The 11459-nt window shown below is 44.0% G+C and carries 10 protein-coding genes and 1 pseudogene; 6 read left to right on the forward strand and 5 right to left on the reverse strand.

Annotation, left to right across the window (positions count from 1 at the left end):
- The 3 genes from O9332_RS23570 to O9332_RS23580 all read right to left on the reverse strand — a co-directional run.
- Window positions 1–168: DUF4277 domain-containing protein (locus tag O9332_RS23570; RefSeq protein WP_288027653.1), on the reverse strand; the 168-nt coding region annotated here is incomplete at its 3' end.
- A gap of 274 nt (window positions 169–442) precedes the next feature.
- Entirely contained in the window at window positions 443–814 is a 372-nt protein-coding gene (locus O9332_RS23575; protein WP_002759059.1) for a hypothetical protein, read from the reverse strand.
- On the reverse strand, window positions 811–1086 hold the full coding sequence (locus O9332_RS23580; protein ID WP_002733756.1) for a hypothetical protein: 276 nt from the start codon (window positions 1084–1086) through the stop codon (window positions 811–813). Before O9332_RS23580 ends, O9332_RS23575 begins: the two co-directional genes overlap by 4 nt.
- Before the next feature lie 385 nt (window positions 1087–1471).
- Between O9332_RS23580 and O9332_RS23585 the strand changes: the two genes are divergently transcribed.
- From O9332_RS23585 to O9332_RS23595, 3 genes are all read left to right on the forward strand, one after another.
- Window positions 1472–2023 carry an REP-associated tyrosine transposase gene (locus O9332_RS23585; RefSeq protein ID WP_002759060.1) on the forward strand — a complete coding sequence of 184 codons (552 nt, stop codon included), beginning with the start codon at window positions 1472–1474 and terminating at the stop codon, window positions 2021–2023.
- A gap of 443 nt (window positions 2024–2466) precedes the next feature.
- Complete coding sequence (locus tag O9332_RS23590) at window positions 2467–4797, forward strand: heavy metal translocating P-type ATPase (protein ID WP_288027654.1); 2331 nt, start codon at window positions 2467–2469, stop codon at window positions 4795–4797.
- Window positions 4798–5174: 377 nt separating this feature from the next.
- Window positions 5175–6347: a putative hexosyltransferase gene (locus O9332_RS23595; protein WP_288027652.1), complete on the forward strand. Its 1173-nt coding sequence runs from the start codon at window positions 5175–5177 to the stop codon at window positions 6345–6347.
- Between the two features lie 496 nt (window positions 6348–6843).
- On the opposite strand, the gene O9332_RS23600 is transcribed toward O9332_RS23595, so the two are convergent.
- Window positions 6844–7185 (reverse strand): hypothetical protein, encoded by a 342-nt coding sequence (locus O9332_RS23600; protein WP_002759063.1) that lies wholly within the window; start codon window positions 7183–7185, stop codon window positions 6844–6846.
- Between the two features lie 12 nt (window positions 7186–7197).
- Here O9332_RS23600 and holB point away from each other — a divergent pair, with 12 nt between their 5' ends.
- Both holB and O9332_RS23610 read left to right on the forward strand, forming a co-directional pair.
- Window positions 7198–8163: a DNA polymerase III subunit delta' gene (holB, locus tag O9332_RS23605; RefSeq protein WP_002759064.1), complete on the forward strand. Its 966-nt coding sequence runs from the start codon at window positions 7198–7200 to the stop codon at window positions 8161–8163.
- Window positions 8164–8200: 37 nt separating this feature from the next.
- Window positions 8201–8419 (forward strand): hypothetical protein, encoded by a 219-nt coding sequence (locus O9332_RS23610; RefSeq protein ID WP_002759065.1) that lies wholly within the window; start codon window positions 8201–8203, stop codon window positions 8417–8419.
- A gap of 430 nt (window positions 8420–8849) precedes the next feature.
- Here O9332_RS23610 and ftsH2 read toward each other — a convergent pair whose 3' ends face one another.
- Window positions 8850–10736, reverse strand: coding sequence for an ATP-dependent zinc metalloprotease FtsH2 (gene ftsH2 / locus O9332_RS23615; RefSeq protein ID WP_002759067.1), 1887 nt, complete (start codon window positions 10734–10736; stop codon window positions 8850–8852).
- 424 nt (window positions 10737–11160) lie between these two features.
- Here ftsH2 and O9332_RS23620 point away from each other — a divergent pair.
- A pseudogene (locus O9332_RS23620) lies at window positions 11161–11280 on the forward strand (restriction endonuclease); the annotation flags it as partial.
- Between the last annotated feature and the right edge of the window lie 179 nt (window positions 11281–11459).

The following is an 11459-nucleotide window of genomic DNA, read 5'->3' on the forward strand; positions in this document are numbered from 1 at the left end:
TCGGGAGACAAATCCCAATCCATTCAGGATAATTGCTTTGACGACTTGCCCCGCTGTGACAATTTCTCCTCGCTCAATTGAGACTTGTTCGTTGATAATTTCAACGATTCCTATTTCATCGATAATTCCAGCTACTAATCCCAGATGGTCTAGATTTTTGACTTCAATTTCTGTTGATTGATTCCTGGTCGAACAGTCCACTCGCCTCAGTTTTCCAACAATTCCTATTTTTTCATAATTAGGGGTCTCAAGACCGCCCTAGCGGCCACCGAGAAAACCTTCACCAGCTAAGTATTTTTACTCAAGTCTCTGGAGGGGGACAGCTTATGTGACAGTTGAGGGTGCGGAATGTGGGTGAAAATGGGTAAAAACCCACACCCCACACCCCACACCCCACACCCTGTCCCCACGAAAAACTTTTTCAGCAAACCCTAACTAGAGACTATGACAAAGGTTTAATTGTCACTAATCCCCCAGCAAAACCCTGAATATTCAACTCATAGCCATCAAGTAAACCCATACCAACTAATGTATCTGTCTCTGACTCATTGATTTCAATAGATTTGATCTGACCATCCCAGATCACAGTTGCCTCAAATACGTTAAACATACAGAGGCTTCCATCGCCCAAGATTCCCTCTTCTTGCATATACCACGTTAATCCTAGTGTTGTAATGATAGCGGAAGGCAACGTGAGAAATCCAGTGTAACCAGTGTCAATAACTGCTTTAATCGCTTGCCTCTGGTGATTTTCGCCTAGCACTACGAATTGAATAATTGCTTCTCGGCGCGAATTGACGCTCCCCATCATCATGGCGACACACTGGGGGAACGAAAGCCAAAACGATGGACGGCACGATGTCCAATGCGAATACCAAATATTTGTGCATCAGGAAAACGTATTAACAGTTGTTTAGCAGCTGTTAGGCTGTCGTCAGCCACTTCAAAAGCCCCTGTTTCGATGTCTATTGCTACAATCTTCCCATGATTCCCTTCCTCGATTTGGGAGCGTACCTGAGACTCATAGACTTCGTGTCCACGTCGGGCAAATTCTTCTTTGCTGTAGCGGGGTTGTCGAACTGTCATTGAAGCGACCCTGTGGCAACTTTTGCCCCCCTATTTTAACCTAAACATTGGGAATCTTCGCTAACATTCCTCAACTGGGCCCACAAGAGCAGCACCGCACCTAACCTCACAGCTTCAATCAATGTGCAGGGTGCGTTCCCCAAAATCCTGCATTAGGGAACGCACCCTACGGCTGAAACAGTCCAGTAGGGTGTGTTAGCGTCAGCGTAACGCACGAATTTTGAACATTAGATAAGGTGCGTTACTACGAGATCGGCTACAAGAGCGGCATCGCACTTAATCTTCAAGATCGATATGATGTAGGGTGTGTTAGCGTTAGCCTAACGCACGAATTTGTTGATTATCATTCAAGTTGTACATTTCATTAATACACTCTACGATCCAAATGTCTAATTATCGAAGACCTCATGTATTTGGAGGGACTTTCTTTATTACTCAAGTCACTTATCAGAGAGAGCCTTGGCTTTGTTGTGATGTGGCTAGAAAAGCGCTTAGGCAAGGAATCGAAAAGGTTAGGGTGAAATATCCTTTTGTGATTGATGCTTTTGTTCTATTACCTGATCATTTTCATTGTTTATGGACGTTACCAGATGATGATCAAGATTTTTCGGTAAGGTTACGATTAATCAAAACTTATGTCACAAAGCATTATGGGCAGGCATTGGGGGTTAATCGTGAAGTTTCTCGATCGCGGCAAAAACGAGGAGAAGGGAATCTTTGGCAACGCCGATTTTGGGAGCATTTAATCCGAGATGAACAAGATTTTGCAACACATTGCGATTATATTCATGACAATCCAGTGCGGCATGGTTTCTGTGAAAATCCTCAAGATTGGCAATATTCCAGTATCCATCGGTTTATCGCTCAAGGAATTTATCCCCAGGATTGGGGTAGTGGTGAACGTATAGCCAAGCCTGAAGGTTTTTGGGATGATTAAGCAATATAAATGTATCAAATGTAGTGGATTGTTTCAGCTAAAATAGGGCGATAGATTTCGGCTTAAAGTCTTAGATTATAGAATTTATAGCATTTTTCTAATACACCAAATTAGCTCAAACAGTCCAGTAGGGTGTGTTAGCGTCAGCGTAACGCAGGAATTTTGAACATTAGATAAGGTGCGTTACATTTCATTAACCCACCCTACAAGATCGCACTGAAACAGTCCAGTAGGGTGTGTTAGCGTCAGCGTAACGCAGGAATTTTGAACATTAGATAAGGTGCGTTACATTTCATTAACGCACCCTACAAGATCGGCTACCTGAAATTTCAGCTATCTGTAATGAAATTTCATCTATCTGTAACCCTACAGGCCAAAATAGTTTAAAAATCCGTCGAGAATTTCTAGGATAGAAGTAAAGACCATCCTTGCCTACTTTTTCTATGATCCTAGCCGCCGAAACTGGACTAAAAACCGCTACTCTAGACGTAAAAGGCATGAAATGCGCCGGCTGTGTTAGTGCCGTAGAACGACAACTCAGCCAAAATCAAGGGGTAAAATCGGCCCAAGTTAACCTAATCACGGAAATTGCCGTGATTGAATACCAACCGGATGCGATCGCACCAGAGCAGTTAGCCGCAAAATTAACCGCGATTGGATTCCCCACCCAACCGCGCAGCTCATCGACTCCCCTTTCTCAACAAAATCAACGGCTGCAAAACCAACAAAAAGAACAGCAACAACAATTATACCGATTAGCGATCGCTTGTTGTTTACTGGTTTTTTCCCTGATTGGTCACTTACACCACATCGGGGGACCAGAAATCCCCATCCTTCAAAGTATTGCTTTTCACTGGACTTTAGCCACCCTAGCCATTTTATTCCCCGGCCGCGATATTTTCATCGATGGTTGGCGCGGATTACGGCACGGTATGCCAAATATGAACACTCTCGTTAGTTTAGGCACAGGTAGCGCCTATATAGCCAGTTGTTTGGCTCTTATCTTCCCTAATCTCGGTCTAGAGTGCTTTTTCGATGAACCAGTCATGCTGTTAGGGTTTATTCTCCTCGGACGGACTCTAGAAGCGCATTCCCGTCATCGCGCAGCCGCAGACTTAGAAGCGCTTACCTCCCTACAACCGGCAGTGGCTCACCTGATTGGTAGTACAGATGACCGTGTGGGCGTGGCCATTCCCGTGGAACAGCTGCGCGTCGGGGAATGGGTGCGCGTCTTACCCGGAGAAAAAATTCCCGTGGATGGGGAGATTATTCAGGGAAGAACCACGGTAGATGAAGCTTTATTAACGGGGGAATCGCTGCCGGTGGTCAAGGAAATGGGAGATCTAGTCATTGCTGGCAGTTTCAATCTCTCTGGTGCGATTGCGGTGCAAACTCGTCAGGTGGGGACTGATACCACCCTAGCTAAGATTATCGCAGCCGTGGAATCAGCCCAAACTCGCAAGGCCCCAGTACAGAAGATAGCGGACCGGGTAGCGGGTTATTTTGCCTACGGAGTCATGATAATTGCCCTAATTGTGCTGCTCTTTTGGTATTTTTGGGGAACTAGGCTGTTTCCAGAGGTGTTAGGGTCAACCACAGGACACCACGAGATGATTCAACCCACTTCTCCCCTACTTTTGTCCCTAAAATTAGCGATTTCTGTGCTTGTGGTCGCTTGTCCCTGCGCTCTCGGTTTAGCCACACCGACGGCCCTACTGGTGGGAACCAGTTTAGCAGCCGAACGGGGTATTTTAATTAAAGGGGGCGATGTTTTGGAAACCGTCTCGCAACTGCAAACGGTGGTTTTTGACAAAACGGGAACCCTTAGCCAAGGTCATCCAGAAATTACCGATTGTTTGAGTTTTTCTATCCTTAATTCCCTGGAAATTCAACAATTAGCGGCAGTAGTGGAGAGTGGTACTAATCATCCCCTCGCTCAGGCGATTTTAGACGCGGTTACTCCCCCTACTAACCTGACGGGGGAAGATTTTCAAACTGTGGCCGGATTGGGAGTTTCTGCAAGGGTGCAGGGGTCAAAAATTGTTCTGGGAAATCGGCAATGGTTGGCACAGAACGGCATTAAAATCGATGAAACTATCCTGGGCATTCAAGAGCTTTTACAAGCGGGTAAAACGGTGATTTATCTGGGGATGGAAGAACAATTACTCGGCGCGATCGCTTTTCAGGATCGATTACGTCCCGATGCTCAAACAACCGTTAATCAGTTGCAAAAACTCGGTTTAGAGGTGATTTTACTCAGTGGTGATCGCCAAGAAGTGGTGACAGCGATCGCTAATAGTTTGGGTATTAGCCAATTTTATGCCGAAGTTGCCCCCACCGAAAAATCCGCCTTAATTGCCGACCTACAGACAAAAGAGGGCAAAATCGTGGCTATGGTCGGGGATGGTATCAATGATGCTCCCGCACTAGGACAGGCTAACATCGGTATTGCTCTGGCCGGTGGCACGGAAGTGGCCATGGAAACGGCTGGGATCGTTTTAATTAGCGATCGCCTAGAGGATGTGGTACAATCTCTGCATTTAAGTCTGGCTACATGGCAAAAAATCCGACAAAATCTTTTTTGGGCTTTGGGTTATAATACCTTTGCTATTCCCATTGCCGGTGGTTTATTACTGCCCCGTTGGGGTCTAGCTTTCAGTCCGGCCCTAGCAGCAGCTTTGATGGCTTTTAGTTCGGTTATGGTAGTGAGTAATTCCTTGCTTTTACGTCGTCAATTTCCCCCGCTCACATCGACGCAGGAAGAGAATAGATAATCAGTTTTTAATAACTGGATTTAGTATAATTCTCCCTCTCTGCTGCTCCAGGAGAGTCCTTCCACAGGGTCAATACCACTGGCTGCTTGACACCCCCCCCCTGAACAGTTACAGTTGTTAGACAGTGGAAGAGGCTTCTAGTTCCTGTGGACGGGCAAGATGGGCTCTTCTGGTTTCTGTGTGGAAACGAGGTCTATACTGATAGTTTCTTCCGCAAAATAGTCCTAAAAGTCTTGCCCAGTAAGCATTTCACGATTCCATAAGCAAAAATTATCACACAAAGTCGAGAAGAGCCCAAGATGCCCATCCCAAGTTTCATATTTAATTACAACCAGCTACTTACACTTAATATTTGATGTTTAATTAGGTTATTTTTCATGAATTTACTACAAAGTTTCTGGCGCAGATTTGAAAATCAAACCATTGTGATAATTAGTGTAATTCTTGCCTTTTTACTACGGCTGAGTCGCTGGCAAAACTCAACCTCGGATATGAAATATTACAGTAAGTGGTATGATTTTATCGTCCAGAACGGAGGATTTAGTGCTTTTAAATATGATTTTGCTAACTACAATCCTCCTTACTTGTATTTAATGGTTATTGCTTCTTATATTTATTCTAGTTTGCCTAAAATTCTTGCTATCAAGCTGATTACAATCCCTTTTGATTTTCTCTGTGCTTTTTTTGTTTATAAGCTAGTTCGCCTCAAATATTCTAGAGGCAAATTACCAATTATTGCTGCTATTATTGTCTTGTTTTCCCCTACAGTTTTTTTGAATAGTTCTTACTGGGGACAGACAGATATGCTTTATACATCTTGGTTAGTTGCCTGTCTCTATTATCTAGCTATTGAGCGAAATATATTAGGATTAATATGTTTTGGTATCGCTGTTTCTTTTAAGCAACAAGCAATGTTTTTTGCGCCTTTTTTAATCATGCTTGGTGTCAAAAAATATATCTCTTGGTCTTCATTATTAATTGTTCCCTTAGTATATTTTATCTCTCTAGTTCCAAGTTGGATGGCAGGCAGATCAATAAACAGTTTATTGTCAATTTATCTCAATCAAGCCGGAACATTTAAATATCTGACATTAAATGCTCCTAATCTATATCTATGGATTTCCAATCAATTTTATTCAAGGGTTGTTCCCCTGGGATCATTGCTGACAGTAACTGTTATTGTGTACCTCGTTTACATAATTTACAAAAGTCACCTTAAAATTACTACACCAGTAATGATTCAACTGGCTCTTATCTCAGTCTTGGTTGTCCCTTATGTACTGCCGAAGATGCACGAAAGATACTTTTTTGCTGCCGATGTTATTTCCATTATTTTTGGTTTTTATTACCCCCGTTATTTTTTCGTGCCAATTATTATTAATCTTGTATCTCTCTTCAGTTATTTTCCTTATCTAATGCGTCAACATGGTGTAGGAGTGGAGATAGTTTCTTTGCCAATCTTGTCTCTCATTTTAGGATTGACAATATTAATTACTCTTTATCATCTACATCAAACTCTTCAGGAAGCTGAACAACAGAAATTACTCTAACAATTTTCCTTTCTGTTATTGCCAGAGGACATAGACCTAGATCGATCGATCTTTGTGTCCTCTGTGTCTCTGTGGTTCCTTCCACTCCCTCGCTAGGAGGAATGTATCTTAGAATACATTTTACCCACCAAACCTGGGAGAGCCCAATTCCTGAGATTGTGGGCTCTTAGTCTAACAAAGCCCATGCACACCGACCGTCGAAACTGGATCGCTATGATGCAGAAGTTATCTGGCGTGGGTGATGGCCAGCGTTACCAGGAAAAGTGAATAAACATTATACTAAATTGGGTTACACTTCATCTTTAGGAGAAACGCTCTAATATAGATATTTCGACCAAATTGAGATGCACCCAATTTGGTATCATCTCTGGATGACCAGCTACTGTTCTGGCGTTCCCAAAAACTAGAGACTTCCCACCTCACCATTAAGATAACTGCTATAAGATGGTATTTTGTCCCTGTCTTTGTCAGTTGACGGAGACAGGAACAAATCGGGTTAAGCGGTAATTCTGGTCAGGGATTGACCTTGATAATTGTTGGTAATAATCTGGTGAATAGATTGGAAAAATTGCCGACAACGATTATTAGTTCTCAGGGGCAATTCATGATTTTTTACCAATAAATCAATCTGAAGTTCCGAGCTAGTGGGAGGATGAATAAATAATTCCACTTTCACTAACTGGGGAAAGAGAGCATCGTTAGGAACCTCCGATAAAAGCAAGACATCGGTCCGGCGCTTGATGATTTCAAATTCACCCAAACTTAATATATCATCGTATAAAAACCCGGTCTGATGAGGAGAAATCCCGACAAAATAGGAACAGCAATAGCGAGCCATGGCAGGGAAAAGATGATAAATTGGTCAAGGTTAATCGGTCAAAATCAGGCCATTGAACTACTACAAAGAGCGCTTGAAATCAATTCGATCGCTCCCGCTTACTTATTCGCCGGCGCTAAGGGGATTGGACGCAATCTAGCAGCAAAATGTTTCTGTCAAGACTTGTTAACTAGAGATCGATCGCCAGAAACAAGGGAATTAATCCTGAAACGCTTTCTGGGAGGCAATCATCCTGATTTACTCTGGATTGAACCCACTTATCAACACCAAGGCAAACTGCTCACCGCAAAAGAAGCACAGGAAAGCAATCTCAAGCGTAAAGCCCCCCCGCAAATCCGCATCGAACAAATTCGCGAGATTACTAACTTTTTAAGTCGTCCTCCCCTGGAATCGTCCCGCTCTGTGGTAGTGATCGAGCAAGCAGACACCATGACGGAATCGGCGGCAAATGCCCTCTTAAAAACGCTTGAGGAACCGGGAAAAGCCACTTTAATCCTGATTGCTCCCAGTCCCTCCTCTTTACTACCCACTCTCGTTTCTCGCTGTCAACATATCCCTTTTCAGCGTCTTTCGGAAGAAAATCTCGCTCAAGTCCTCCGCTCTAACGGACAAGCTCGCGTTCTCAATTATCCGGCAATTCTCGGTTTAGCCCAAGGTAGCCCCGGAGAAGCGATCGCCGCTTTAGAGTTTCTCGATAGTCTCCCCCAAGATTTACCGCGATCTTTGAGCAAATTTCCCCTAAAACTCTCCCAAGCACTGGAATTAGCCAAAATTATTGCTCAAACTCTTGACACGGAAACCCAATTATGGTATGTGAGTTATCTTCAGTATGAGGATTGGCAACGACGACGAGAGCGATCGATTTTAGAAATCTTGGAAAAAACCCGCCGGCAGCTGTTAGCCTACGTTCAACCCCGTTTAGTCTGGGAATGCACTTTCTTGGCATTGGCCAAACTATCCACCGCCCAAAAGTCTTAAAATTGTTATATTTATCGATCGAGTGGGGAGAAAGACCATGAAAATGAAATCCTTAGTTTTGCTGATTCTGTTAACCTTGACTACGGTTTTAGGTGCTTGTCAGGGAGGAAAAGAAGCCGAAGAACCGAAAAACGTCCCTACCACGGTGGAATCCCCGCAAAAAGACGAAGATAGCGATAAAGACGGGGAAAAGCAGCAAAAAGACGGCAATAATCAACGGGATAAAAAAGACGATGACGATGATGATGACGACTAATTGTAAAAATCAAAAATTGTTGTTAGGGTTAGGAGTCAGTAGCCAGTAGTCGGTCGTCAGGAGAATTAAGAATGAATGATAATCAATTAAATTGTCTATTTACAGATTTTAGGCAATTTAATCCTTATTTTTGCCGCTTTTGAACCCTTAACTAGGGTTTGCGGCAAAAAGTACGGGCGAAGCATTCGGTTAGAAAATCTACGGTTTCACCGATAGGTGATTGTCCGAATGCTTCGCCCCTACAGGACGCGGGCCGATGAAGACGCAAGGTTTTGAACGACGATTCTCTCAAAATCTTGCACCTGTTTCGCGAAAAAAGCCACAAAACTCTTACCTTGCCTACATTTCACATTTATTCAGCAAACCCTAACTGGGATAAAAAAATCGGGTGAGCTTTAACCCACCCGATCGCCTATAGATTGAAATCAACCTATAACTGTGGTACAAACTGTTCTTTTTCGGGAACGTAGGCGTATTCAGCCACAATCTGCCGGAATTCTTCCCCATTGATCGTTTCTTTTTCGATCAGCAGGTCCACCACTCGATCGATCACTTCGCGATGATCGCGGACAATTTGCCGAGAAATTTCATGGCAGTGTTCCACGATCGATCGCACCTGATCATCGATGCGAGTAGCGACCTTCTCAGAATACTCGGAACGAGTCATCAAACCGCCACCGAGGAACACTTCACCCCCTTGACTTTCTAGGGACAAAGGACCCAAATCGCTCATCCCGAAACGAGTCACCATCTGACGCGCCATATCAGAGACTTGCTGTAAATCGCCACCGGCACCGGTAGTCACCTCATCATAGCCGAAGATTTCTTCCTCGGCCGCCCGACCACCTAAAGCACCGGAAATCCGGGCCATTAACTGAGCTTTCGTGGTTAAACCCTGTTCTTCGTTGGGAGTGAACCAAGTTAAACCCTGGGCCTGTCCCCGGGGAATCAGAGTCACTTTCTGGACGGGATCGTGATCTTTTAAGAGCGTACCCACGATCGCATGACCCACTTCATGGTAAGCGATTAAGCGCTTGCTCTTGCTATCGACTAAAGGAGTACCTTCCATACCGGCGATAACGCGATCTACCGCGTCATCTATCTCTAGGAGGGTAATGGCTTCTTTGCGACGACGGGCGGTTAAAATTGCCGCTTCGTTCAGTAAATTGGCTAAATCTGCTCCACTAAACCCTGGAGTGCGACGGGCGATCGCTTCGATGGAAACGTCGTTGGCCAGCTTTTTATTGCGGGCGTGAACGTCTAAAATCTCTAAACGACCTTTAAAATCGGGTGCATCCACGGTTACTTGGCGATCAAAACGGCCCGGACGCATGAGAGCGGAATCGAGAACATCGGGGCGGTTAGTGGCGGCAATGATGATAATTCCCGTATTCCCCTCGAAACCGTCCATTTCTGTCAATAATTGGTTCAGGGTTTGTTCCCGTTCATCGTTACCGCCACCGATACCGGCACCCCGTTGACGACCTACCGCGTCAATTTCATCGATAAATATTAAACAGGGAGCATTTTCCTTGGCCTTTTTGAACAAATCGCGCACGCGAGAAGCACCGACACCGACAAACATTTCCACAAATTCCGAACCAGAAATGCTGAAGAAAGGTACACCCGCTTCACCGGCGATCGCTTTGGCTAACAGGGTTTTACCCGTACCAGGAGGACCAACTAAAAGGACTCCTTTGGGGATTTTGGCACCAACGGCGGTAAATTTCTCCGGTTGTTTGAGGAAAGTGACGACTTCCTGTAATTCTTCCTTCGCTTCGTCAATTCCTGCCACATCATCAAAGGTGATGCCGGTTTTTGCTTCCATCTGGAAACGAGCTTTTGATTTGCCAAAACTCATCGCTTGACCGGGGCCGCCTGGCATATTATTAGAACGGCGGAACAGGAAAAAGAGAGCGGCAATCAGCAAAAAGGGGAAAAGTAGATTACCGAGGAATCCCCACCAAGCGCCGTCATTCCGCATCGGGTGTGCATCGAAACTAATTTTAGAATCCCGTAAACGGGCGATTAAATCGGGGGAATTGGCCGGTAAATCGACCCGTAGGCGTTGTACTCGGTTTTCTAGTTCCGGATCTAGGGCCTGTACGATCGCGGTTCTGCCCCCTTCGTAGAGATCGACGCTAACAACCCTACCACTGTCTAGGTATTCTAGAAAGCGTCCGTAGGTCATGCGGGTAGTGGCGGTGTTATTGCCGATATTACTGGTGGCCGTGGCAAAAGTGCCTTGCCAGAGGAAAAAACCGACCACAAGGGCGGGCAATGTCCACAGTAAAATCGTTTTCCAGGATAGTTTCATGTTTGTTTAGTGGTTCTAGGATAAAGATTTTTGCTTAACTCATTTAGCTGTTTTTGTCAAGGATTTTACGTTATTTTTTTGAGATTAATCCCCGCAGCCAATTAAATCTTAACTAAATGTAACGTAATTCTCATAATTCTGACAAGAATGGTGACGAGAGATTTTTTTTAGTTCATTTGTTCTAGCAAGAGTCTCATGGTTTCTGGGATAAGCTGGATTAGAGAAGGACTATCTCGATGGTCAAGATTTAACAGTAGAAGTTTTTACTATTCTTTACTCTAGAGCGTGTAAACTACACAGTGTATAAGCTGTTCGCAATTTAAATCGTGGGTGAACGGTGTTGAAACCCTTGCCTTTTCTCGATCTGCTCGGAAATTTAGAGACTGAACAGCTTATCAAAAGCCACTGATTATCTGAGAGATTTATGACTCCAGAACATTTTTTGCAACTTTTACAACATCAAACTTCTTCCTTTGCTCAAACTGTGTCAACTAATGAAGGTGAATGGATTATTAAGGGTTTTATCGATATACATAAAAAAGTATATACTATATCTATTGATACGAAAATCATCTCTAAAATCCGGCTCTTCGGTTTGTGTTATGCAATGGACGGGGATTATAAGGGATGGAACCCTTATATAGAAAGGCATTTAGCGATTTTTGTCAATTGTTTTTTATCTAGAGCGAACTAATCAATTAAGTCTCTTGCCAGATAAGGATT

The sequence above is a fragment of the Microcystis sp. LE19-10.1B genome (genome assembly GCF_027530565.1).
Classification (GTDB): Bacteria; Cyanobacteriota; Cyanobacteriia; order Cyanobacteriales; family Microcystaceae; genus Microcystis; species Microcystis aeruginosa.